The sequence below is a fragment of the Mesorhizobium sp. B3-1-9 genome (genome assembly GCF_006439595.1).
GTDB lineage: Bacteria > Pseudomonadota > Alphaproteobacteria > Rhizobiales > Rhizobiaceae > Mesorhizobium.
The window spans coordinates 390,937-414,543 of record NZ_VFTJ01000001.1 but is presented as its reverse complement, the minus strand read 5'-3'; the positions used below and the strand labels follow the sequence as shown (position 1 = coordinate 414,543).

Sequence of the window (23,607 nt, the reverse complement as noted above, 5' to 3'; positions counted from 1 at the left end):
AATGTCGCGAAATGTGCCCGTGAGCATTGCCGGCAAAATAGTTAATATTGCAGCCCGGACTCAATTTCCGTTCATAATCAATTAACTGGCGGACACGGCCTCAGAACGGCAATTTCATTCCGGGCGGGATCGGCAAGCCTGCTGTGAGCGCCTTGGTCTTCTCCTGCATGATCTGCTCGACCTTATTTTTGGCGTCATTGTGGGCGGCCAGGATGAGGTCCTCGAGGATCTCGGCTTCGTCCGCCTTGATCAAGGACGGATCGATCTTCAGCGTCTTCATTTCGAACTTGCCGGAAAGCGTGATGCTGACCAGACCGCCGCCGGCCTGGCCGGTGGCTTCAAGCGTGGCGATCTCGTCCTGCATGGCCTGGAACTTGGCCTGCATTTCCTTCGCCTTGCCCATCAGGCCGAGAAGATCTTTCATCGGTTGGTCCTCTAAAAATGTTTCAGGTCTCGTCGTCATCGGCCGCCGGCTCGACCGGCAGGTCGGCCTCGGCTTCTTCCACGTCCGGCACGTCCGGGATGCGCACATCGATGATCTTGGCGCCAGGGAAACGGGCGAGTATGGCCGCGACAGTCGGGTCGCTCTTGGCGTCGGAGAAGGCGTTCTCGCGCTTCGTCGTCTCCATCTCGGCCAATGTCTGGCCGCCCTCTTCCTTCGACAGCGACACCAGCCAGTTGCGGCCGGTCCAGGCGCGCAGCTTGGCGGTGAGGTCGTTGAGCAGCATCTTCGGCGCGTCGTCGGTCAAGGTGACGTCGAGCCGGCCGGGCTCGATGCGTACCGGCCGCACGCAGCGTTTCAGCAGCACCTTGAAGGCCATGTCGCGATTGGCGTCGGCAAGCGCAACGATGTCGGCCAGCGATTTGACCGGAACGACGGGGGCCTCGGCGACCGGCTCCGGCGCCGGAACGAAGGCGGCGGGCGCGGGCTGCGTTTCGACCAGGCGCATCGTCTGGGCGCCGCCACCGGTGGAAGCAGGCATCCGGGTCTGCGCGACGGGGCTCGCGCCGCCGCCATTGCCGGCCGGCGTTCCGTTGGCGCGCGGCGCACCATTCGGCAGCGGGCCCGCGCCCTCCAGCGATTTCAGCGCCTCGTCCAGCGTCGGCAGGTCGGCGGCGTGCGCCAGCCTGATCAGCACCATTTCGCTGGCGCTGACCGGGCGGTTGGAGGACTGCACCTCGGGAATGCCCTTGAGCAGCATCTGCCAGGTCCGCGACAGCACGCGCACCGAAAGCGTGCCGGCGAATTCGGCACCGCGCCGGCGCTCGTCCTCGGAAAGCGACGCATCGTCGGCGGCTGCCGGCACGAAGCGCAGGCGGGTGACGAGGTGGTTGAACTCGGCAAGATCGGTAAGCACGGCGGCCGGATCGGCGCCGGTGTCGTATTGCGCGCGGAACTCGGCGAGCGCGGCCGCCACGTCGCCCTTCATGACATGCTCGAACAGGTCGATGATGCGGGCGCGGTCGGCAAGGCCGAGCATGGCGCGCACCGCCTCGGCGCTCACCGTGCCGCTGCCGTGGGCGATCGCCTGGTCGAGGATGGAAAGCGAATCGCGCGCCGAGCCTTCGGCGGCCCGCGCGATCATCGCCAGGGCCTCGTCGTCGACGGCAATGCCTTCCTTGGCAGCGATCGAGGACAGATGCCCGACCAGCGCGCTGGCATCGATGCGCCTCAGATCGAAGCGCTGGCAGCGCGACAGCACCGTTATCGGCACCTTGCGGATCTCGGTGGTGGCAAAGATGAATTTGACGTGCGGCGGCGGCTCTTCCAGCGTCTTCAGGAGGCCGTTGAAGGCCTGTGTGGAGAGCATGTGCACTTCGTCGATGATGTAGACCTTGTAGCGTGCCGAGACCGGCGCGTAGCGGACGCGGTCGATGATGTCCCTGATGTCGTCGATGCCGGTGTGAGAGGCGGCGTCCATCTCGATGACGTCGACATGGCGGCCTTCCATGATCGCCTGGCAATGCTCGCCGGGGATCGAAAGGTCGACGGAGGGCTGATCGACGGTCGCCGTTTTGTAGTTCAGCGCGCGCGCCAGGATGCGCGCGGTCGTCGTCTTGCCGACACCGCGCACGCCGGTCAGCATCCAGGCTTGGGCGATGCGGCCGGTGGCGAACGCATTGGTCAGCGTACGGACCATCGGCTCCTGGCCGATCAGCTCGGAGAAATTCGAAGGGCGATATTTGCGCGCCAGGACGCGATAAGCGGCGGCCTTACCTGTTTCCAGGCTTTCTGGCCCCAAATTTCCGGCTTCGCTCATTCGCCGTCAAAAGCTCCCAGGACCGCGACGGAAGGCGGCCGATTCCTACGCATAGTCTCACCCGCACGGCTCGGGGCCGTCAATGTCGCGGGAGAGAGGCGAAGAGGTGGGAGGCTGGAACAATGACCCGTTCCGGGCTCGTTAGGGCTGCTTCCTTCCGGACCTGACCCGGTTGGCGAGTGGATCGTCCACCACCAACCTCCCGCGTTCCATATCGGCAATTCGGCGGCGAAATGCAAGGGCCGAGCCGGAACCCATGACCACATCGAAGGCGGAAAGTCCTTCAAATCGATGGCGGCGGTCAATGAATCGCTTGCAGCCACCTTTCCGCCGCTCTAGCGTCCCGGGTTTGGAAAATGCTCACAAATAACAGAAGTGAAGGAAACGCCGATGCTGCCTGGCCTCAAGGCCGGATTCACGCTGGACGCCCGGCTGGAGGCGGATAGCGAGCAGCTTATGTGGCTTGGCCTTTGTGAGCTCAGGCTGATGAACGACCGCCGCTGGCCATGGCTGGTGCTGGTGCCGCAGCGGCCGGGTGTCGAGGAAAGCCACGAAATGACGCCGCTCGACCAGGCGATGCTCACCTTCGAGACCAATATGGTGGCGCAAGCGCTGAAGCGGGTGACCGGCTGCACCAAGATCAACACTGGCGCTTTGGGCAACATCGTGCGCCAGCTGCATGTCCATGTCGTCGCCCGCTCCGAGGGCGATCCCGGCTGGCCGGGACCGGTCTGGGGGCACGGCATGCGCGAGCCCTACCAGCGCTCCGATATGAGGCGGTTTGCCGAAACGATCAAGGCAGCGCTATAAGCTGACCAGTGTCCATTCCGCACCCCCGAGTCCTCAGCCCACCCGAGTCCCCATGAGCTTTCGCCTGTTCGACGCGCCCTTGCGCGAGCCCAGTCAATTCGTCGGTTTCGCCGGCAACCGGATCGACCGGCAGTCCGAGAACCGTGCCGACGACGCGGTCGAAAAAGCGCTGGCCGACCGCACCGCGCGGCTGATGCTGATGCATGCCGGGCGGCTTTACCTCAAACTCGACGACGGCAAGTTCGATCCCTGGTTCAAGGCGGATGAAAGCCAGGCCTTCGAGGTTTCGCTCGGCCAAGGCGTGCTGCTCGGCTTTTCCGAGGAAGGCCCTGTGCTGGCGGCGCCCGCTGGCGTCGAGTCGGAAAAGCTGCCCGAGACGATCAAGGCGATCGACTACCGCTCCGTCTATATGCAGGGGTTGGTTGACGAGGCGGCGGCCGGCGCGCTGGCGCAAGGCGCGGCGCTGCTCGCCTGGCACGCCAGCCATGCCTTCTGCTCGAAATGCGGCAACCGCTCGGAAATGCGGGCCGGTGGCTACCGGCGGCATTGCCCGGTCTGCGGCACCGACCATTTCCCGCGCACCGACCCGGTGGCGATCATGCTGACGGTGACGCATGAAAAATGCCTGCTCGGGCGCGGCAAGCATTTCGCGCCGGGCATGTATTCCGCGCTTGCCGGCTTCATCGAGCCGGGCGAGACGATCGAGGCGGCGGTGCGGCGCGAGACGCTTGAAGAGGCCGGCATCCGGCTCGGCCGCGTCGTCTATCACGCCAGCCAGCCCTGGCCGTTCCCCTATTCGCTGATGATCGGCTGCTTCGGCGAGCCGCTCAACGAGGATATCCAGGCCGACCTCAACGAGCTGGAGGACTGCCGCTGGTTTTTGCGCGACGAGGTGCGCACGATGCTGGACAGGACGCATGCCGACGGCTTGATTACACCGCCGAAAGGGGCAATCGCCCATCACCTCATCCGCGCCTGGGTCGACAGCGAATAGGAGCAGAAGAATGATCCGTCACACCGTCGTGTTCACGCTGAAGCACCCGCTGCAGTCGCTGGAGACGAAGCGCTTCCTCCACGACGCGAAGAAGATCCTGACCGGGATCAAGGGCGTCGCGCATTTCGAGCAGCTGCGGCAGGTGAGCCCGAAGAACGACTACCAGTTCGGCTTCTCGATGGAGTTCGCCGACCAGGCAGCCTACACGCGCTACAACGAGCACCCGGACCATGTCGCCTTCGTGCGCGACCGCTGGGTGCCCGAGGTCGATAAGTTCATGGAGATCGACTACGTGCCGCTCGGCTGGGGGTGATATCGGGTTGAGTGCAAACGTCGGAGATTGGCGAAGGCCTTCGTGCTTCGTCATCCACGGGCGAAGCAAGGAGCGAAGCGACGCGCGCAGACCCGAGGATCCATGCCGTGACTTCGACGCGTTGCGACGGTCCAGAATTCTGCTCCGCCGCGCTCTACGATCAAGGTTACGGAATGGATCCTCGCGTCTGCGCTCCGCTTCGCGTCGCTCCGCCCGTGGATGACGAAGTCGCGAAGACTCCCCCAATCTCGAAGGTCGTGAGCTCCGACTAACCGGTCAATCCGCCACCTTCCACTCATCACGCGAGGCGCTGGCCGGATAAACACCCAGGATGCGCATCTCGCGCGAGAAGAAGCGCAACTCGTCCAGCGCCAGCTTGACCAGCGGATCGTCCGGGTGGCCCTCGATGTCGGCATAAAACAACGTCGCGGTGAAGGCGCCGAGCTGGTAGCTCTCGAGCTTTGTCATGTTGATGCCGTTGGTGGCGAAGCCGCCCATCGCCTTATAGAGCGCGGCCGGCACGTTGCGGACACGGAAGATGAAGGTGGTCATCATCTTGGCGTCCGGCGCGGGACGTTCCACCCATTGCTTGTTCTTGGTCAGCACGACGAAGCGGGTGACGTTCGAATCGGTGTCCTCGACATTCTTCTCGATGATATCGAGCCCATAGAACTCCGCGGCCAAAGCCGGCGCCAGCGAGGCCATGGTGCGGTCCCGGACCTCCGAGACCATCTTGGCCGAACCCGCCGTGTCGCCGGCGATCACCGGCCTCCAGCCGTTCTTGCGGATATATTTGCGGCACTGGCCGAGCGCATGGATGTGGCTGTGCACGGTCTTGATCTCTTCGCGCTTCACCCCCGGCAGCACCATCAGCTGGAAATGGATCGGCAGGAAATACTCGCCGACGATGTGCAGCTTCGATTCCGGCAGAAGGTGGTGGATGTCGGCAACGCGCCCGGCGATCGTGTTCTCGATCGGGATCATGGCGAGTTCGGCCTTGCCGGTCTCGACCGCGTTGAAAGCGTCCTCGAAGGTCGGGCAAGGCAACGGTTCCATCGACGGGAACATGTTGCGGCAAGCCGTGTCGGAGTTGGCGCCCGGCTCGCCCTGGAAGGAAATTCTGTTGGTCTTTTCAGCCATGCCCCAAATGTCTCTATCTTGTCTCAGTTTGAAAGGATTTTTCGCGCCCGCTCGAGGTCGTCGGGGGTGTCGACGCCAAGCGGCAGCGATTTGACGATCTCGGCGTCGATGCGCATGCCGGCTTCCAGCGCGCGCAGCTGCTCCAGCCGTTCGCGCCGCTCCAGCGGCGACGGCTTGAGCGCCACGAAGCGTTCCAGCGCCGCACGGCGATAGGCGTAGAGGCCGATGTGGTGGTAGAGCGGCCCCTCGCCCCAGGGCGCGGTGGCGCGGGTGAAATAGAGCGCTCTCAACCGTGTCGCCGAAAGCGGCGAGCCGACGATCTTGACCACGTTCTGGTTGGTCTTCTCCTCGTCGCGCACGATCTCGACGCCCAGCGTGGCGATATCGACCGATTTGTTCTCAAACGGCCGCAGCGACGCGCCGATGATCTCGGGATCGATGGTCGGCAGGTCGCCCTGGACGTTGACGATCGTTTCCACCTGCTTTTCGGGGTCGAGGGCCGTCAGCGCCTCGAAGATGCGGTCGGAGCCCGATTCGTGATCCGCGCGGGTCATGACGGCCTCGAAGCCATGCGCCCGCACGGCTTGCGCGACGGCTTCGGTATCGGTCGCCACCACCACGCGGCCAAGCCCGGCCTCGGCGGACCGGCGGGCGACATGGACGATCATCGGCGCGCCCGCAATGTCGGCCAGCGGCTTGCCCGGCAGACGCGTCGAGGCGATGCGGGCGGGGATCAGGATCAAGGTTGACATCGGATTTCAGGGCGGTCGAAAAAAGCGGATGGAAAGTGGCAAAAGGTCTCACTGGAAGCGCCCTTATAGGTGTTGCAACGCCTGAGCAAAAGACCTAGTTTCCGCCCGATTTGACTGGCCTTTCGAGGCAGTTCGCGATACCGACGGACGGAGTGGACGGGACGGTCCGCCGGAAAAGGGAGCAAGGGGCGTATGGATTCCAACGAAGTCAACAAGCTGCTCGGCGGATTTCTGGGAACCTGCTTCCTCGTCTTTTCCATAGGCCTCGTCTCGGACGGATTGTTTGCCTCGCCGGCGCCCGAAAAGCCCGGCTTCGCCATCGAAGCGCAGGAACCGGCCGAAGGCGGTCCGGCTGCTCCCGCGGCGGAAGCCAAGCCGATCGCCGACCTGCTCGCCACCGCCAATGCCGAGGCTGGCGCCGCGATCTTCAAGAAATGCCAGGCCTGCCATTCCGGCGAAAAGGGCGGTCCGAACAAGGTCGGCCCGGATCTCTGGGATATCGTCGACCGCCCCGTCGCCGAGCATGAAGGCTTCGCCTATTCGGCCGGCATGAAGGATTTTTCGAAAGGCGGCCAGGAGCACTGGACCTACGACAATCTCAACCACTTCATCACCTCGCCGAAGAAGTTCGTGAAGGGCACGGCGATGGGCTTCGCCGGTCTGCCGAAGGATGAAGACCGGGCCAATGTGATCGCCTATCTGCGCACGCTGTCGGACAACCCGAAGCCGCTGCCGCAGCCGGGCGCTTCGGCCGAGGCCAAGCCCGCCGAAGGCGCCAAGCCGGCGGAAGGCGCCGCGCCGGCCAAGCCGGCCGAGGGAGCCGCTCCGGCCAAGCCCGCGGCGCCCGCTCAATAAACAATTTGTCGCAGAGACTTCCTTGGAAAAGCCGGGTTCGTCCCGGCTTTTCTGTTGGGAAAGCTGCATGGGCGGCGACAAAGGCGGCACTTGCGGTTCCCACCGGCGTCAAATGATCTAGATTGCGGGTGAGCAAAGTTCGCGACGAGGAGAACGCATGAAGGTTGGCCGCTTCCGCACGCTTTTCGCATCGGCGTTCGCGCTCGCCTTCGCCGCCAGCCTGCAGGCCGGCTTCGCCGATGAGTGGCACACGACGTCGTCGCTGATCGGGCCTTCAAAATACGGCGAGAATTTCCAACGTTACGACTACGTCAATCCCGATGCGCCGAAAGGCGGGACCTACAACTCCGTCGTCACCGGTACGTTCGACAGCTTCAACCCCTATATCGTGCAGGGATCGCCGGCAGCGGGGCTGGTCGGCTTCGGCGGCGGGCTGCTCTACGACACGCTGATGGACCAGGCGACCGACGAGGGCAGCGTCAGCCACCCGCTGGTCGCCGATGCCTACAAATACCCTTCCGACTATTCGTCCGCCACCTACCGGCTCGATCCGCGGGCAAAATGGCATGACGGCCAGCCAATCACCGTCGATGACGTGATCTGGTCCTTCCAGGTGCTCAAGGCCAACAGCCCACAATACAGCCGCTATTTCGAGAACGTCACCGATGCTGTGGCGATCTCCGACCATGAGGTCGAATTCCATTTCAACCAGAAGGGCAACCGCGAACTGCCCAAGATCCTCGGCGATCTCGTCGTTTTGCCGAAGCATTGGTGGGAAGGCACCGATGCCAGCGGCAAGAAGCGCGACATCACCAGGCCGACGCTGGAGCCGCCGCTGGGCTCGGCCGCCTACAAGATCGCCAGCTTCAAGCCGGGCTCGGAGATCGTCTGGCAGCGCGTGCCGGACTATTGGGGCGCCAAGCTGCCGGTGAAGGTCGGCCGCGAGAATTTCGACACCCAGCGCTTTACCTACATACTGGACGACAACGCCGCCTGGCAGGCCTTCACCAAGGGCGGGCTGGACGACATCAAGCCGGAAAACAGCTCGAGACGTTGGGCCACGGCCTATAATTTTCCCGCCATCAGCGCCGGCGACGTGATCAAGAAGGAATTCAAGACCACCTCGCCGGAGCCGATGCAGGCTTTCATGCTCAACCAGCGCCGGCCGCTGTTCCAGGATCGCCGCGTGCGCGAAGCGCTGACCTATCCTTACGATTTCGAGACGATGAACCGCACGCTGTTCTTCAATTCCAACACGCGCACGAAAAGTTATTTCCAGGGCACCGAATTGGCGTCGAGCGGGCTGCCGCAAGGCAAGGAGCTCGAGATCCTGGAGAAGTATCGAGACAAGCTGCCGCCTGAATTGTTCACCCAGGAATTCAAGCTGCCGGTCTATGACTCGCCGCAGGCGGAACGGAAGTATCTGAAGCAGGCGGTGGACCTCTTCGCCCAGGCGGGCTGGGTGATCAAGGGCGGCAAGATGGTGAACGCCAAGACCGGCGCGCCGTTCAAATTCGAGATCCTCGGCACGTCCGACACGGACCAGATCCTCTCAGGCAATTATATCGCCAACCTGCGCAAGATCGGCGTCGATGCGACGCTGCGGATCATCGATCCCAGCCAATACGTCAACCGCGTCAACAATTTCGACTACGACGTCATCACCAACCTGCTGCAGCAGTCGGAATCGCCGGGCAACGAACAGCGCGATTTCTGGAGCTCGAAGGCCGCCGACGCGCCCGGATCGCGCAACTATTCCGGCATCAAGGACCCGGTTGTCGATGCATTGGTCGACCGCATCATCTTCGCGACCGATCGGGACGACCTCGTCGCGGCCACCCACGCGCTCGATCGGGTGCTGTTGTGGAACTACTATGTGGTCCCGCAATTCTATCGCGCGGTGGTGTGGCTTGCCTATTGGAACAAGTTCGGCATGCCGGAAAAGCAGCCAAGTTACCGCGGCGCCGATATCGATTCCTGGTGGATCGACCCCGAGAAGGAAAAGGCGCTGGCCGCCAAGTACAAGGGCCTCAATTGATGAGGCGGCGGATTTTGCTTCCTCGCCGCGACTTCCTGGCGCTCGGCGCCGCGGCCACAGCCGCCGCCCTGCTGCCCGGCCGGGCCTTTGCCGACACCCCGGCCGGTGTCAAGCTGCACGGCCTGTCGGCCTTCGGCGACCTCAAATACAAGCCCGATTTCACCCATTTCGACTATGTCGATGTCGATGCGCCGCAAGGCGGCATCTTCAACTTCTCGCCGCCGAACTGGGGCGCCAACCAGAGCCCGCAGACCTTCAACACGCTGAACCCATTCGTCGCCAAGGGCGATTCTCCGCAGCGCATGGAAATGTGCTTCGATTCCTTGATGGTGCGGGCACTCGACGAGCCAGACGCGGTCTATGGACTGATCGCCGACGGAGTCACAATCTCCGACGACCGCAACGGCTTCACATTCTCGCTGCGCCCGCAGGCGCGCTTCCATGACGGCACGCCGCTCACCGCCGACGATGTTGCCTTCACCTTCAAGCTGCTGAAAGACAAAGGGCATCCGGACTACGCGCTGTCGCTGACGCATCTGGAAGATGCCGAGGCGAAGGACACTCACACCGTCGAGCTCAAATTCTCCGGCAAGCAATCGGCCCGCACCATCCTCAACGTCGTCGGGTTTCCGATCCTGTCGAAGGCCTTTTACACGGCCAATCCATTCGATTCCTCGCAGCTCAATCCGCCGCTCGGCTCTAGCGCCTATAAGGTCGGGCGCTGGTCGGCGGGCGCCTGGATCGAATATGAGCGCGTGGCCGACTACTGGGGCAACGACCTGCCGGTCAATCGCGGCCAGAACAATTTCGGGCGCATCCGCATCGAATTCTACCAGGATCGCACGGCCGGGTTCGAGGCCTTCAAGAAGGGCGAGATACTCTACCGCGAGGAATTCACGTCGCGCGTCTGGGCGACGGCCTACGACTTTCCAGCCTTTACCGCCGGCAAGGTGATCAAGCATGAGTTCCCGGCTGAAACCACGCCTTCCATGCAGGCCACCGCCGTCAACCAGCGGCGGGAGCAATTCAAGGACCCGCGCGTGCGGCAGGCGATCGCGCTCTGCTTCGATTTCGAATGGACGCGGCGCAACTTCTTTTATGGTTCCTATGAGCGCTCGCAATCCTGCTTCGAAAAATCCGACTTCCGGGCCGCGGGCATGCCAACGCCGCAGGAGCTGGCGCTGCTGGAGCCGCTGCGCGACCAGCTGCCGCCGGAGACATTCGGCGAAGCGGTGACGCAACCGCCGTCCGACGGTTCAGGGCGGGACCGCAAGCAACTGAGCGCGGCGCTGAAATTGCTCGCTCAGGCGGGCTGGAAGCGCTCCGGCGACTTCGCGGTCAATGACAAGGGCGGGCGGCTGGCCGCCGAATTCCTGGTCGACGACGAGACCTTCGTGCAGGTCTATTCGCCCTGGGTCGCCAACATGAAAGCCATCGGCATCGATGCCTCGATCCGCCTGGTGGATTCGGCACAGTACCAGCTCAGGCAATCGACATTCGATTTCGACCTGCTCTCGGCCGCCTTCAATTTCAGCGCCACGCCGACCCGCGACGATCTGGAAATTTTCTTCCACTCGCGCAGCGCCGCCGTATCGGGCTCGCGCAACCTGTCGGGCATTGCAAGCCCGGCCATCGATGCGTTGATCGATGCCGTCGGCGCCGCCAAGGACCGTGAAAGCCTGACCACCGCCATGCGCGTCTTGGACCGGGCCTTGCGCGCGCGGCGCGATTGGATTCCAAGTTGGTATCTGGCGAATCACCGAAGCGCCTATTGGGACATGTTCGGCTTCCCCGAACAGAAACCCGATTTCGGCTTTCCGGTCGAGGCGCTGTGGTGGGTCGACAAGGGCAAGGCGGCAAAGATTGGCAAAGCCTGACATGAACGTTTGCGCGGGGCCGGACGCCTGATGGGCGCCTATATCCTGCGCCGCATTCTTCTCATGATCCCGACGCTGTTCGGCATCATGGCGATTTCCTTCGCGGTCATCCAGTTCGCGCCGGGCGGCCCGGTCGAGCAGGTGATTGCACGGCTGACCAACCAGGGCGGCAACGACCGCCTCGGCAGCGGTGGCGGCGACGCCGGCGGCGGCAATTTCGACGTGGCCGGCGATGTCGGCTCGAAATACCGCGGCGCGCAGGGGCTCGATCCCGAATTCATCAAGAAGCTGGAAAAGCAGTTCGGCTTCGACAAGCCGCCGCTCGAGCGCTTCGGCATGATGCTGTGGAACTATAGCCGCTTCGATTTCGGCGACAGCTATTTCCGCGATATCTCGGTGCTGAACCTGATCCTGGAGAAGATGCCCGTCTCCATCTCCATCGGCCTGTGGATCACGCTTTTATCCTACCTGATCTCGATTCCGCTCGGTATCCGCAAGGCGGTGAAGGACGGCTCGACCTTCGACGTATGGACCAGCGGCGTCGTCATCGTCGGCTATGCCATTCCAGGCTTCCTGTTCGGCATCATGCTCATGGTGCTGTTCGCGGGCGGCTCGTTCTGGGACTGGTTTCCGCTGCGCGGTATCGTTTCGGACAATTGGGACCAGCTGTCGTGGCCGGGCAAGATCGCCGACTATTTCTGGCACATGACGCTGCCGCTGACGGCGCTCGTGCTTTCAGCTTTCGCGACGACCACCCTGCTCACCAAGAACTCCTTCCTTGAAGAAATCCGCAAGCAATATGTGGTGACGGCGCGCGCCAAGGGGCTGTCGGAGCACAAGGTGCTCTACGGCCACGTCTTTCGAAACGCCATGCTGATCGTGATTGCCGGCTTCCCCGGCGCCTTCATCTCGGCCTTCTTCACCGGCTCGCTGCTGATCGAGAACATCTTCTCGCTCGACGGCCTCGGCCTGCTCGGCTTCAAGTCGGTGATCGACCGCGACTATCCGGTGGTGTTCGCCACCCTCTACATCTTCTCGCTGCTTGGCCTGTTCGTCGGCCTTTTGTCCGACCTGATCTACACCTGGGTCGATCCGCGCATCGACTTCGAGCGGAGAGACATCTGATGGCCGAGGCCGCGATCGAAAGCGCGCCGGCGCGGCCTCGCAGGCCATTTCTGTCGCCGCTCAACCAGAGGCGGTTGCAGAATTTCAAGGCCAACCGGCGCGGCTACTGGTCGCTCTGGATCTTCCTTTTGCTGTTCGTGCTGTCGCTGTTTTCCGAGCTGATCGCCAACGACAGGCCGATCATCGTCTCATACAAGGGCGAGATCCTGTTTCCGGTTCTGGTCGCCTATCCGGAAGAGAAGTTCGGCGGTTTCTACGCCGTCACCGATTATCGCGATCCGGTGATCCAGGACGAGATCAATTCCAATGGCTGGATGATCTGGCCGCCGGTTCGCTACTCCTACCAGACGGTCAACAACGCCATTCCGGAACCGGCACCGGCAAAACCGTCCTGGCTTTACGACAAGAAGACACGCTGCAGTCAGTACCCGAAGGGAGAGGCCGACGAGAACTGCGTCGTCGGCAACTGGAACTGGCTGGGCACCGACGACCAGGCGCGCGACGTTCTGGCGCGCGTGCTCTACGGCTTCCGCATCTCGGTTCTGTTCGGCCTGATCCTGACGCTTGGCTCGTCGCTGATCGGCGTCGCGGCCGGCGCGGTGCAGGGCTATTTCGGCGGCTGGACCGACCTCCTCTTCCAGCGTTTCATCGAGATCTGGTCGGCGATCCCGGTGCTCTACCTCCTGCTGATCGTCTCGGCCATCCTGCCGCCGGGCTTCTTCATCCTGCTCAGCCTGATGCTGCTGTTTTCATGGGTGGCGCTGGTCGGCGTGGTGCGGGCCGAATTCCTGCGCGCGCGCAACTTCGAATATGTCAACGCGGCGCGGGCGCTCGGCGTGCCGAACCTCACCATCATGTTCCGGCACCTGTTGCCGAACGCCATGGTGGCGACGCTGACCTTCCTGCCCTTCCTGCTCTCGGGCTCCATCTCGACGCTGACCTCGCTCGACTATCTCGGCTTCGGCCTGCCGCCAGGCTCGGCCTCGCTCGGCGAGCTGCTGAAACAGGCGCAGCGCAACCTCAACGCCCCCTGGCTCGGCATCTCCGGCTTCATCGTCATTTCGCTGATGCTGTCGCTGCTGGTCTTCATCGGCGAGGCGACACGCGACGCCTTCGATCCGCGCAAGACGTTCAAATGAGCGAAGCCCTGCTGTCCGTCCAAGATCTGAGCGTCGCCTTCGCGCAGGGCGGCAAGCAATCGATCGCCGTCGACCATATCTCATTCGACATCGCCAAGGGCGAGACGGTTGCCCTGGTCGGCGAATCCGGGTCGGGCAAATCGGTCTCGGCGCTGTCGGTGCTGAAGCTCCTGCCCTATCCCGCCGCCAGCCATCCCTCGGGCAAGATCCTGTTCGGAGGCACCGACCTGCTCGCCATGAACGAGAAGGCGTTGCGCGGCGTGCGCGGCAACAAGATCACCATGATCTTCCAGGAGCCGATGACCTCGCTCAACCCGCTGCACACGATCGAGCAGCAGATCGTCGAGGTGCTGCAGCTGCATCAGGGCATGCGCGATCAAGCCGCCCGCGCCCGCACGCTGGAGCTGCTCAACGAGGTCGGCATCCGCGATCCGCAGAAACGCCTCGACGCCTATCCGCACCAGCTCTCCGGCGGCCAGCGCCAGCGCGTCATGATCGCCATGGCTTTGGCCAATGAGCCGCAGCTTCTGATCGCCGACGAGCCGACGACGGCGCTCGACGTCACCGTGCAGGCGCAGATCCTCGAATTGCTGGCGAAGCTCAAAGCCCGCAAGGGCATGTCGCTGCTGTTCATCACACACGATCTCGGCATCGTGCGCAGGATCGCCGACCGCGTCTGTGTCATGACCAAGGGCAAGATCGTCGAGAGCGGCCCGACCGGGGAAATCTTCGCCAATCCTCGGCATGACTATACAAAGCATCTGCTGGCGGCAGAGCCGAAGGGCAAGCCGCCCACGGCCGACCCGGGCGCCAAATCCGTCATGACCGGCAAGGACATCAAGGTCTGGTTCCCGATCAAGAAGGGCTTCTTCCGCAAGACCGTCGACCATGTGAAGGCCGTGGACGGCATCGACGTCACGGTGCGCGCCGGCCAGACGCTGGGCGTCGTCGGCGAATCCGGCTCGGGCAAGACGACGCTGGGCTTAGCGCTCGCCCGGATGATCTCCTCGACCGGCACGATCAGTTTCAACGGACGCGACATCAACCAGCTCTCCTTCAGCGCCATGCGGCCGCTGCGGCGCGAACTGCAGATCGTCTTCCAGGATCCGTTCGGATCGCTCAGCCCGCGCCTGTCGGTCTCGGAGATCATCGAGGAAGGGTTGAAGATCCACGAGCCCAGGCTCTCGGCCGACCAGCGCGACGACAAGGTGGTCGCCGTGCTGAAAGAGGTCGGCCTCGATCCCGAGACGCGCCACCGTTACCCGCACGAGTTTTCCGGGGGTCAGCGCCAGCGTGTCGCCATCGCCCGCGCCATGGTGCTCAACCCGCGCTTCGTCATGCTCGACGAGCCGACCTCGGCGCTCGACATGAGCGTGCAGGCGCAAGTGGTCGACCTTCTGCGCGGCCTTCAGGCCAAGCACAATCTCGCCTATCTCTTCATCAGCCACGACCTCAAGGTGGTCCGCGCCCTTGCCAATGACGTCATCGTCATGCGCAATGGCCAGATCGTCGAGGCGGGACCTTCCGCGCAGATTTTCAGCAGCCCGCAAACCGACTATACGCGGGCGCTGATGGCGGCGGCCTTCAAGATCGAGACGGCACCGACCGGCGTGGTCAGCGAGTAATCGGACCCGCACCGGCGAAACAGGGAAGAAAAATCCGCAAATGGAAAAAGGCAAAGTCCTGCTTGCCCTCACCGGCATCCACCCGCAGCGCTGGCATGAGTTGCTCTCGGCCGAGCGCGAGGTCGTGCTGGAGCCAAACGGCGCCAACGATCCGTCGATCACCTATGCGGTGGTGTGGAAGCAGAAGCCCAACCTTCTCAAGTCGCTGCCCAATCTGCGCGTCATCTTTTCGATCGGCGCCGGCGTCGACCACATCTTTGCCGATCCCGGCCTGCCAGACGTGCCGATCGTCAGGATCGTCGCCGACAATCTCACCCAATACATGACCGAATATGTCGTATGGCGAGTGCTCGACCATCACCGCCAGAGCATGCTCTACCGCGGCCAGCAGGCGAAGAAGACCTGGCACGAGCCGCCGCAACGGCCGGCCGGCGACATCTCCGTCGGCATCATGGGCCTCGGCCATCTCGGCCGCGCCGCGGCCTCGGTGCTGCTTTCGCTCGGTTTCGCCGTCAATGGCTGGTCGCGCAGCGAGCGGCCGATGAAGGGCGTTTCGACCTATGCCGGCGAGGCCGGGCTGATCCCGTTCCTCAATGCCACCGACATCCTGGTCGTGCTGTTGCCGCTCACGCCGCAAACCCAAGGCATCGTCAATTACGGGCTGCTCAAGGAACTGCGCCGGCGCAACGGGCTTGGCGGCGCCGTGCTGATCAATGCCGGGCGCGGACGCCTGCAGAAGGACGCCGACATCGTCCGGGCGCTGGACGACGGCACGCTGAAGGAAGCAAGCCTCGATGTGTTCGAGGTCGAGCCGCTGCCGAAGACCAGCCCGTTATGGAGCCACCCGAAAGTATTCGTCACGCCGCATGCGGCGGCGACCTCGGACCCGGCCCATCTGGTACCGATCATGCTTCGCCAGATGGCCGCCTTCGAGCGCGGCGAAAAGCTGGACAACCTGGTCGACAGAGAGGCCGGATATTAGTTGGGAGACAAATTCCGATCGCGGAAGCAAAGAGCTGATCCAGGCGATCCAAGCCGCGCTTGCGCCCTATAGCGTCGGAAAGAGTGGACTTGCCGCTGTTGGACGGTCTCAGGATGCAGATGCGGTTGCCGAGATCCGAGAGATTCATAGCGGCCTTCAAACACGAAAGCTCGACGACCCGACCGATCGCAAAGCGGAATATCGAATATCGGATACTCAGGAAGGCTTCGAGCCGGGCAGCCCGAACGTCTCCTTCTTCTTCGGCTTGCCGCAGTCGCGCCGGTCGATCGAGCGGTTCATGGCGTCGATCTCGCCGCTCGCCCTGTTGCTGTCGCGCGAAGCCTTGGAGCGCATGTCCGGCGTGAACGGGCCGAAGCCCATCGCCGGATTGGAGAAGCTCGGCTTGGCGGTGACAGGCAGATTGTTCTGCTGCGCCAGTTGATTGCGCTGCGCCAGCAATTGATCGCAAGGCACATCGTCATACTGCAATGAGGATTGGACGTCCTCATCCTGACGCTCCGCCATCGACGTGCCGCCGACACATCCGGCCACCGCCAGGCAGGACGCCAACGCAATCATGATCCAGCGCATGGATATCTCCTCGTGGTATCCGCCCCGCGCAACCCGGACCATGCCATTCAGGCTTTTTCGCAGCAAGGTCGACCTCATGCCGTTGCCGGATTCCCCGCCTCGGTAGCTGTAGCAGGGAAGCCAGCCACAATAGCTAGGCCCTCGACGGGATCGCGCCGGTCGTGACGGATAACCATGCTTTCCAGCGACAGGACCGAAAGCCCGTTGGCACAAAGCACGTGCCGCGCATAGGCCTCGGAATGGGCATAACGCCGTGACGGCAAAAGGGCGAAATCGCCGCCGCCGACAAGCGTCTCGAGCGAAAAGGCGAATATGCCGCCATCGGCAAGCATGTTCGCAACCGCGCCGACGATACGGTCGAGCGCGCCGACATAGATGAACACGTCGGCCGCGACCACGAGGTCGGCTCTGTCGCCGGTGTGGGAGAAATGCTGAAGATCGGCCTTGGCCAGCCGGTCGTAGATGCCCTTGGCCCTCGCCTTCCTCAGCATGCCGGCCGAGATGTCGTAGCCCTCCAGCCGGTCGACGAAAGGGCGCAGCCTTTCGCCCATCAGGCCGGTGCCGCAGCCAAGGTCGAGGGCCAGCCCGAATCGGCCGGGCCTTGCCTTGCCAATGGCGCGCCCGAGAAAATCCGGCAGCCCGTAGCCGAGCTTGCCGACAAGCGATTCCTCGAAACTGTTGGCGTAGTGGTCGAACAAGGTCTCGACAAAGGCGCTGGGCGGCGCCGCCGCGGCGGCCGCCTTGCCGATCAGCTGAAGCTTGAGCGCGGCGCCCAGGCGATCCGCGGGCTCCAGCTTCAGCGCCATGGCCCAGGCCTGCGCGGCCTGGTCGGGCAGGCCGGCCGCTTCCTGCATCTCGCCGAGGCGAAACCAGCCGGCGGCCCAGCGCGGCGCCAGCTCCAGCGCGCCAAGCAAAAGCTCCGCCGCCTGCGCAGGCTCGCCCGAGGCGAGAAGCATCTCGGCGAAATCGGCGTGACGGTCGGCATTCAAATCGCCCGACGAGGCCTGGAGCGGTTTCATTCGTGAAGGATCCCACCGGCGAGGCGGGCCGGCGGCTGGCTCCATAGCATGATCCCGAACCAAAGGTCAGCGAAGCAAAAAGTGGGAACCGGTTTTCGGAGAGAGATCTTGCTCCAACAAAGAGCTGGATCGTGATGGCGTTTCAACGAAACGCGATTGGGATCCAGGACGAGTCAGCAGTCTCTTGCAACGGGCTTCCCGCGGCAAATTTAGCTACTATGTTCAAAGCCATGCGCGCCAGCGACCTGCTCAAATCCCGGCCGGAGGGCCTCTACTGCCCGCCCGGCGATTTCTTCATCGATCCGGTGCGGCCCGTCGGGCGGGCTCTGATCACGCACGGCCATTCCGACCATGCGCGATCCGGCCACCGCTCGGTGCTCGCGACGCAAGAGACGCTCGACATCATGGGACTGCGCTATGGCGAGGATTTCGCCGGAACGACGCAAGCGGCAACTCTCGGTCAGACGATCGATATCAACGGCGTCGCCGTCACCTTCCATCCGGCCGGGCATGTGCTGGGCTCGGCGCAGATCTGCGTCGAGCATGGGGGCATGCGCATCGTCGCCTCCGGCGACTACAAGCGGCAGAAGGACGCGACCTGCCTGCCGTTCGAGCCTGTCCGCTGCGATGTTTTCATCACCGAAGCGACCTTCGGCCTGCCGGTGTTCCGGCATCCGCCCGACCATGAGGAGATCGCGCGCGTGCTCAAATCGGCGGCGCAGTTTCCCGAGCGCTCGCATTTGATCGGCGCCTATGCGCTCGGCAAGGCGCAGCGCGTGATGCGGCTGTTGCGCGACGCCGGCTATGACAGGCCGATCTATATCCACGGCGCGCTGGCCAAGCTCAGCGAATATTATCAGAGCCAGGGCATCGATCTCGGCAGACTCGAGCCGGGAACCGTGGAGAGCGGCAGCAAGGCCGATTTCGCCGGCGCCATCGTCGTCGGACCGCCGTCGGCCTTCGCCGACCGCTGGGCGCGGCGTTTTCCGGACCCGATCTCCTGCTTCGCCTCGGGCTGGATGCGCATTCGCCAGCGGGCCAAGCAGGGCGGCGTCGAGCTGCCGCTGATCATTTCCGACCATGCCGACTGGGACGAGCTGATCATCACCATCAAGGAAACGGGGGCGGAGGAAATCTGGGTGACGCATGGCCGCGAGGAGGCGCTGGTGCGCTGGTGCGAACTGGAGGGCATTGCGGCGAGGCCGCTGCATCTGGTGGGGTATGAGGACGAGGGCGATTGATGGCGATTCTTGATGCGGGAATTGGCAACGCCGCGATCCTTCACACCCCCCTCTGGCCTGCCGGCCATCTCCCCCGCAAGGGGGGAGATCGGATGTCGCGACGGCTTTCGCCAATCATCGACATTGCAGGATGTGCGGCAGGGCCGAAACTGCCAATCTCCCCCCGTGCGGGGGAGATGGCCGGCAGGCCAGAGGGGGGTGCCTCGCGCCGGCTTTCGCCATTGGCGGGGCGCACATCCCCATGAACCGCTTCGCCGAGCTCCTCGACCGTCTGGTGCTGACGCCGTCGCGCAACGGCAAGCTGACGCTGCTCACCGATTATTTCCGCAGCGTCGAGGACCCCGATCGCGGGCTGGCGCTGGCGGCGATCACGGGCGATCTCAACATCGCGGCGGTGAAGCCGGCGATGCTGCGCGCGCTGGTGGTCGAGCGCATGGACCCGGTGCTGTTCGGCTACTCCTACGACTATGTCGGCGACTTCGCCGAAACCGTGTCGCTGGTCTGGCCGCAGCCGCAAGGCCATATCCCCAATCATGTGCCGACGCTTGCCGAGGTGGTCGGCAGGCTGCAGGCCGCCAGCCGCTCCGACGGGCCGAAGGTGCTGGCGCGGCTGCTCGACGACGCCAGCATCTCGGCGCGCTTCGCCATCATCAAGCTGGTCACTGGCGGCCTGCGCATCGGCGTGTCGGCGCGGCTCGCCAAGCAGGCGCTGGCCGACCTCGGCCAAGTCGACGTAGCCGAGATCGAGGAGCTCTGGCACGGTCTGGCGCCGCCCTACACCGAGCTGTTCGCCTGGCTGGAGGGCCGGGCGGAAAAGCCGAGGAGCGCCGCACTTGCGCTGTTCCGGCCAGTGATGCTTTCCAATGCCGTTGGCGACAACGACCTCGAAAAACTCGATCCGGCCGATTATGCGGCGGAATGGAAGTGGGACGGCATCCGCGTGCAGGCAGTGTGCGAAGGCGGTGTGCGCCGGCTCTATTCACGCACCGGCGATGACGTGTCCGGCGCCTTCCCGGACCTTGCCGCCGCCATGAATTTCGAGGCGGCGCTGGACGGCGAGTTGCTGGTCGGCGACCCGCGCGAGGCGACCGGAACCTTCTCCGACCTGCAGCAGCGGCTGAACCGCAAGAGCGTCTCGCCAAAGATCCAGCAGCAATATCCGGCCTTCATGCGCTGCTACGACGCGCTGCAGATCAATGGCGAGGATCTGCGCGCGCTGCCCTTCGCCGAGCGCCGCAAGCGGCTCGAGGCTTTCGTCAAAACCCTCGATCCCAGCCGCTTCGATCTCTCGCAGCTGGTCGCGTTTTCCGACTGGGAGATGCTGGAGCGGCTGCGCCAGGCGCCGCCGCATCCGATCATCGAAGGGGTGATGCTGAAGCGCTGGGATTCGACCTACCTCGCCGGCCGGCCGAAGGGCCCCTGGTTCAAATGGAAGCGCGATCCGCACACCATCGACGCGGTGCTGATGTATGCGCAGCGCGGCCACGGCAAGCGCTCCAGCTTCTATTCGGACTACACGTTCGGCGTCTGGTCCGGCCCCGAGGGTTCGGAAGAGCTGGTGCCGGTCGGCAAAGCCTATTTCGGGTTCACCGACGAGGAGCTGAGAGAGATCGACAAATATGTGCGCGACAACACGATCGAGCGTTTCGGGCCGGTGCGCTCGGTGCGCGCCGACCGCGGGAACGGCCTGGTGCTGGAGGTGGCGTTCGAAGGCCTCAACCGCTCGACCCGCCACAAATCGGGCGTCGCGATGCGCTTTCCCCGCATCTCGCGGTTGCGCTGGGACAAGCCGGCCGCGGAAGCCGATCGCATCGAAACGCTGCAGGCGCTGCTGGACGGCTAGGGACGACCCCTCGCCGGCGCGCCGGCGCCTGCAGACAGAGCGGCGCGATCACTCCGCGATCGAAACGCGGATCTCGTAGATATCGACGGACTTGCCCTTCTGGTCGAAGTCGGAGTTGACCGCGATGGTGCCGGCCGCGCCCGGATGCTTGTCCGGGAACTGCACGTCGAACAGATATTCGTTGCGCTCGTGGCCGACCGCGTAGCGCTTGCGGCCGCAATCGCCGAAATCGCCGAAATTGCAATCGACCGATATCTGCGTCTCCTTGCCTTCTTCCGAGCGGGCGACGATGTCGAACATGGCGTGCTTGCCGGCAAGCTTCTCCAGCACGCCCTGGCCGACATCGAAGGCGATGGCCGAACCTGACGCGCCCGAGCGGATGCGCAGGAACTGGCCGGTGTCGTCCTTCATCACCTCGGCGGCGGCGTCGGACGGCGTGCTGACACGGGTCGGATCGGCCGGCGAGAAGACGTTGATCCAGTTCTTCGACTGGTCGGCCTCGCCCGGCTTCTGCGGCGAGCCGGGTTCGGCCGGCGGCGAGGAATCCTCGTCGTCCAGCGTCGGCGTCGGTTCCGGCGGGCCGGTGTCGAGCTCGGCCGCTGTCTTGAAGACGCCGGTCTGCTTGGCGAAATAGAGGCCGATGCCGGCGGCCGCGAGCAGCGTCGCGACGACGAAGATCGCGGTCGGCGGCAGGCGCCGCCCCCTGATGCGCCGCTCGTCGCGGTCGGGCGCGACCTCAGCGCCGTTGCCGACGGGAGCGCCCGGCGAATCGTCGAGCGACGGCGCGTCGGGAAGCGCCGTCTCGTCCGGCATGATGTCGGGCACGCGCGGCAGCACGCGCGAGCGCGGCTGGTCCGAAGCATCGGGCTGCACCGGGCCGTCAACGGTGATCGAGGGCGAGGGCGCGGATTGCGACGGCGGCAGCGGCGCGTCGACCGACGGCGCGGCCGACACCGGCGCTTCGACGCGGGGATCCGGCGCGCCATTGCCGGCCGACGCGACGTTTTCGGGCGGCAGCGTCACATCGGGCACGGCCGGCAGGAATTCCGATTCGATCTCGGTGATCTTGGCTTGCACCGCCTTGCGGCGGCTGATGGCGGCCTCGACCGTGACGTTCGGATTGGCCTGCAGGACGCGGTCGAGCGCGGCAAAGGCCGATCGATAGACCTTCTCGCGGAACGCCCGGTCCTCGGCATTGCCTTTCTCGAAGGCATTGCGGATCGCTTTCTCGATGGGGTCCAAGCGAGCTCCCTCTGCGCGTTCGCTCACGGTTGTCTGATCGTCAGCCGCAGGCGACCAATCGATCAACGGCGAGCGGCTGCCTTGCCGGCCAAAGCCATTTCGGCATTTTTTGTTTAAGAATCAACATTTTTCGTCACCACCGGCGCGGTCGCGCCGGCCAGGCAGGTGCGAAGGACGTGCGGCCCGCACACCCGCCACGGGCCGCGCCTGTGCCCGTTGCGCGGTAACCCTAGATCGGAATTGCCGCCAACGAGGCCGGAATTCACCGCTGCCCATCTTGAATTAGCGAGCGGTTGAGTCTATCACCCAGCCCATTCTGGAAGCCTGACGCTTCCCGGGCCGCTTTAGCTCAGTTGGTAGAGCACATCATTCGTAATGATGGGGTCGCGTGTTCGAGTCACGCAAGCGGCACCAAGTTTCTCCACGAGAACCAAACTGTTAACGGAGGCCGGGCGGTGAGCGGTCTGCTCGTTAACCGTGGGCAATGGGGGCAGGTAACAAAAGATCACCGGCGGGCAAGCTGCCCCAACGGAATAAGGGGCTATATCTTTGGTCCTTTCGGACCAATGCGTTTGGCAGGACGGACCTCGGTCGATTGTGGGCTGGCAGGCAAATCAGACAGTCTCGCGATCGCGCCGGCTGATAACCCCAAGCCCCCCGCCCATCGGTCGGCGCATAGCCCGGCTTGCTGACCTCAAATCCTAACCACAAAAAGCGAGCCGGGCTTCCACCTGTGCGCCCATGCCGCAAATTGTCGGAAGAAAGGTCCATGATCGTCCTCCCGGGCGGAGAAGGCAGCCAATCAGTGGAGCTCAAAAGCCTTGATATGACGGTGCTGCCTCGCGGATCACGCTAGCGGCACCAGTTTTCCACGCCTTCCCGCCTGCACCACGTCATCGGCGCATCTCGGCCATTGTCGGGAATCGTTGTTGGTGGGAAACTCGCCTTGTCAGCATGGGAGGTCGAAATGCCCAACAGTTTCAAGACCGGAGACGTCGTCAGGCTGAAATCCGGAGGCCCGGAAATGACAATCAGCGACGGCGCGGCCTCAGGCACGTATCTGTGCCACTGGTTCAACCGCGAAGGCGACGTCTGGACCCCGCAGCATGCCGGCTTCAAGCCGGACCAGCTGGTGGCCGTCGACCACCCGAGATAGTCGTCGCTTTCGGTCCTTCAGGGACGATCCGGTCCGGTCAGGCCGGATCCCGGGGACTTTTTGTCCGGTCGAAAAAAGACCGACGGATTTTGCTTTGCCTCGCGTTTAACGGCTGAAGCGTGGCCGCCAATGGCGGCGCCCAACCGGAGACGAGAGCATGATCCGCCCCACGATATTTGTCGTTGCCCTTGGCTTGCAGACCGCGGCCGCGGTCGCCCAGACAACGACGCCGACCCCTGCCCCGGCCCAGACGGCGCCGAGCACCTCGGCTCCGGCCACCAAGTCTGACCAAACCAAATCCGGCCTGACGCTGGAAAAGTTCGAGGCGCGCCGGGAAAGGGCGTTCATGAGGGCCGATACGGACAATGACGGCAAGGTCAGCCTCGCCGAATGGACCGCTTTCCAGACCGCCCGCAAGGCCAAGGGCGATCCGGCCAAATCCTTCGCGCGCATCGACACCAACAAGGACGGCTTCGTCGACAAGGGCGAGGTCGACGCCTTCCTCGCCAAGCGCTTCGCCAGGCTCGACAAGAACGGCGACGGCGTGCTTGGCGCCGACGAGAGGCCGGGCCACAAATCCGCTCCCAATCAGGAGCAATGACCA

21 protein-coding genes, 1 tRNA gene and 1 other RNA gene are annotated in these 23,607 nt (G+C 64.0%); 15 read left to right on the top strand and 8 right to left on the bottom strand.

What is annotated here, in order from left to right; translation table 11 throughout:
• Nucleotides 1-100: 100 nt before the first annotated feature.
• The 3 genes from FJW07_RS01925 to ffs all read right to left on the bottom strand — a co-directional run bounded on the left by FJW07_RS01925 (nt 101) and on the right by ffs (nt 2,464).
• Complete coding sequence (locus FJW07_RS01925) at nt 101-424, bottom strand: YbaB/EbfC family nucleoid-associated protein (RefSeq protein WP_140702714.1); 324 nt, start codon at nt 422-424, stop codon at nt 101-103.
• A 22-nt stretch (nt 425-446) separates the two neighbouring features.
• A complete protein-coding gene (locus FJW07_RS01920) occupies nt 447-2,261 on the bottom strand; it encodes a DNA polymerase III subunit gamma/tau (protein WP_140854091.1) in 1,815 nt (604 codons plus the stop codon).
• 106 nt (nt 2,262-2,367) lie between these two features.
• Nucleotides 2,368-2,464, bottom strand: an RNA gene (gene ffs, locus FJW07_RS01915) — signal recognition particle sRNA small type.
• 187 nt (nt 2,465-2,651) lie between these two features.
• On the opposite strand from ffs, the gene FJW07_RS01910 reads away from it, so the two are divergent.
• The 3 genes from FJW07_RS01910 to FJW07_RS01900 are packed head-to-tail and all read left to right on the top strand — an operon-like array spanning nt 2,652 to nt 4,378.
• The gene (locus tag FJW07_RS01910) at nt 2,652-3,071 is read left to right on the top strand and encodes an HIT family protein (RefSeq protein ID WP_140645375.1); all 420 of its coding nucleotides are present in this window, start codon (nt 2,652-2,654) and stop codon (nt 3,069-3,071) included.
• Between the two features lie 52 nt (nt 3,072-3,123).
• Nucleotides 3,124-4,065 (top strand): NAD(+) diphosphatase, encoded by a 942-nt coding sequence (gene nudC, locus FJW07_RS01905; RefSeq protein WP_140854089.1) that lies wholly within the window; start codon nt 3,124-3,126, stop codon nt 4,063-4,065.
• 10 nt (nt 4,066-4,075) lie between these two features.
• The gene (locus tag FJW07_RS01900; RefSeq protein WP_140656134.1) at nt 4,076-4,378 is read left to right on the top strand and encodes a Dabb family protein; all 303 of its coding nucleotides are present in this window, start codon (nt 4,076-4,078) and stop codon (nt 4,376-4,378) included.
• A gap of 276 nt (nt 4,379-4,654) precedes the next feature.
• On the opposite strand, the gene FJW07_RS01895 is transcribed toward FJW07_RS01900, so the two are convergent.
• Nucleotides 4,655-5,518 carry a prephenate dehydratase gene (locus tag FJW07_RS01895; RefSeq protein ID WP_140702706.1) on the bottom strand — a complete coding sequence of 288 codons (864 nt, stop codon included), beginning with the start codon at nt 5,516-5,518 and terminating at the stop codon, nt 4,655-4,657.
• A gap of 23 nt (nt 5,519-5,541) precedes the next feature.
• Nucleotides 5,542-6,270, bottom strand: coding sequence for a 3-deoxy-manno-octulosonate cytidylyltransferase (locus FJW07_RS01890; protein ID WP_140854087.1), 729 nt, complete (start codon nt 6,268-6,270; stop codon nt 5,542-5,544).
• Between the two features lie 192 nt (nt 6,271-6,462).
• On the opposite strand from FJW07_RS01890, the gene FJW07_RS01885 reads away from it, so the two are divergent.
• The 7 genes from FJW07_RS01885 (at nt 6,463) to FJW07_RS01855 (ending at nt 15,911) form a co-directional block, all read left to right on the top strand.
• Entirely contained in the window at nt 6,463-7,125 is a 663-nt protein-coding gene (locus FJW07_RS01885; protein WP_140854085.1) for a cytochrome c family protein, read from the top strand.
• A gap of 157 nt (nt 7,126-7,282) precedes the next feature.
• Nucleotides 7,283-9,163 (top strand): extracellular solute-binding protein, encoded by a 1,881-nt coding sequence (locus FJW07_RS01880; protein ID WP_140854083.1) that lies wholly within the window; start codon nt 7,283-7,285, stop codon nt 9,161-9,163.
• Nucleotides 9,163-11,040, top strand: a complete 1,878-nt coding sequence (locus FJW07_RS01875) for an extracellular solute-binding protein (protein ID WP_140854081.1) — start codon at nt 9,163-9,165, stop codon at nt 11,038-11,040. The genes FJW07_RS01880 and FJW07_RS01875 overlap by 1 nt, the downstream gene beginning before the upstream one ends.
• A gap of 30 nt (nt 11,041-11,070) precedes the next feature.
• Nucleotides 11,071-12,165: a microcin C ABC transporter permease YejB gene (locus FJW07_RS01870; protein WP_140645383.1), complete on the top strand. Its 1,095-nt coding sequence runs from the start codon at nt 11,071-11,073 to the stop codon at nt 12,163-12,165.
• Nucleotides 12,165-13,304, top strand: a complete 1,140-nt coding sequence (locus FJW07_RS01865; RefSeq protein ID WP_140854079.1) for an ABC transporter permease — start codon at nt 12,165-12,167, stop codon at nt 13,302-13,304. The genes FJW07_RS01870 and FJW07_RS01865 overlap by 1 nt, the downstream gene beginning before the upstream one ends.
• Nucleotides 13,301-14,929 (top strand): ABC transporter ATP-binding protein, encoded by a 1,629-nt coding sequence (locus FJW07_RS01860; protein ID WP_140854077.1) that lies wholly within the window; start codon nt 13,301-13,303, stop codon nt 14,927-14,929. The genes FJW07_RS01865 and FJW07_RS01860 overlap by 4 nt, the downstream gene beginning before the upstream one ends.
• 40 nt (nt 14,930-14,969) lie before the next feature.
• On the top strand, nt 14,970-15,911 hold the full coding sequence (locus FJW07_RS01855) for a glyoxylate/hydroxypyruvate reductase A (RefSeq protein ID WP_140854075.1): 942 nt from the start codon (nt 14,970-14,972) through the stop codon (nt 15,909-15,911).
• A gap of 216 nt (nt 15,912-16,127) precedes the next feature.
• On the opposite strand, the gene FJW07_RS01845 is transcribed toward FJW07_RS01855, so the two are convergent.
• Together FJW07_RS01845 and FJW07_RS01840 are read right to left on the bottom strand one after the other, a co-directional pair.
• Nucleotides 16,128-16,502, bottom strand: a complete 375-nt coding sequence (locus FJW07_RS01845; protein ID WP_140854073.1) for a hypothetical protein — start codon at nt 16,500-16,502, stop codon at nt 16,128-16,130.
• 74 nt (nt 16,503-16,576) lie between these two features.
• Nucleotides 16,577-17,521, bottom strand: coding sequence for a methyltransferase domain-containing protein (locus FJW07_RS01840; RefSeq protein WP_140854071.1), 945 nt, complete (start codon nt 17,519-17,521; stop codon nt 16,577-16,579).
• 230 nt (nt 17,522-17,751) lie between these two features.
• On the opposite strand from FJW07_RS01840, the gene FJW07_RS01835 reads away from it, so the two are divergent.
• Nucleotides 17,752-18,762 (top strand): ligase-associated DNA damage response exonuclease, encoded by a 1,011-nt coding sequence (locus FJW07_RS01835; protein WP_140854420.1) that lies wholly within the window; start codon nt 17,752-17,754, stop codon nt 18,760-18,762.
• 241 nt (nt 18,763-19,003) lie between these two features.
• Nucleotides 19,004-20,605, top strand: a complete 1,602-nt coding sequence (locus FJW07_RS01830; protein WP_140854070.1) for a cisplatin damage response ATP-dependent DNA ligase — start codon at nt 19,004-19,006, stop codon at nt 20,603-20,605.
• Between the two features lie 48 nt (nt 20,606-20,653).
• Here the strand turns inward: FJW07_RS01830 and FJW07_RS01825 are convergent, their stop codons facing one another.
• On the bottom strand, nt 20,654-21,847 hold the full coding sequence (locus FJW07_RS01825; RefSeq protein ID WP_181182531.1) for a hypothetical protein: 1,194 nt from the start codon (nt 21,845-21,847) through the stop codon (nt 20,654-20,656).
• A 338-nt stretch (nt 21,848-22,185) separates the two neighbouring features.
• On the opposite strand from FJW07_RS01825, the gene FJW07_RS01820 reads away from it, so the two are divergent.
• The 3 genes from FJW07_RS01820 to FJW07_RS01810 all read left to right on the top strand — a co-directional run bounded on the left by FJW07_RS01820 (nt 22,186) and on the right by FJW07_RS01810 (nt 23,604).
• A tRNA-Thr gene (locus tag FJW07_RS01820) sits at nt 22,186-22,261 on the top strand.
• Nucleotides 22,262-22,814: 553 nt separating this feature from the next.
• A complete protein-coding gene (locus FJW07_RS01815) occupies nt 22,815-23,003 on the top strand; it encodes a DUF2158 domain-containing protein (protein WP_140648157.1) in 189 nt (62 codons plus the stop codon).
• Nucleotides 23,004-23,160: 157 nt separating this feature from the next.
• The gene (locus FJW07_RS01810; protein ID WP_140854066.1) at nt 23,161-23,604 is read left to right on the top strand and encodes an acid-shock protein; all 444 of its coding nucleotides are present in this window, start codon (nt 23,161-23,163) and stop codon (nt 23,602-23,604) included.
• Nucleotides 23,605-23,607: the final 3 nt, after the last annotated feature.